Source organism: Streptomyces sp. SID13726, from assembly GCF_010548375.1.
Lineage (GTDB): Bacteria > Actinomycetota > Actinomycetes > Streptomycetales > Streptomycetaceae > Streptomyces.
On record NZ_JAAGLY010000419.1, the window covers coordinates 1 to 448 of the forward strand.

General features: G+C 66.7%; 1 protein-coding gene. It reads right to left on the reverse strand.

Annotated elements, in window-relative coordinates; translation table 11 throughout:
• The coding region (locus G3I78_RS48380) for an acyltransferase family protein (protein ID WP_164436998.1) at positions 1 to 448 on the reverse strand (448 nt) is incomplete at both ends.

Below are 448 nucleotides of genomic sequence, written 5' to 3' on the forward strand. Positions count from 1 at the left end.
GAGGGCGAAGTCCAGGACCCGGGGCAGCGGCAGGATGTAGGAGAAGAAGTACTGGTTGATCGAGGTGTCGGGCTCGGTCGGCATCATCGCCCCGGCCGGGACCAGCAGCGTGGAGAGCAGCGGCGTCGCGACGATGCCGGCGACGACGGCCACGACCCAGAGGTTCAGCCGGCGGGCCGGGATCTTCTTGATCCAGTGGAACAGGACGGGGAAGAGGAGGTAGAAGACCGCCTCGACGCCCAGGGACCAACCGGCCGGGTTCACGCCGAAGTTGATCGCGAAGTCCGGGTACCAGACCTGGACCATGAACAGGTTGAGCAGGCCGATCGTCATGTCCGTGAGGGGCGCCGCGAAGACCAGCATGGCCAGCGCCCAGACGATGACGTAGTTCGGGACGATCTTGAGGAAGCGCCGCCGCCAGAAGCGCGGAGCGGTGTCGGTGTCCCGG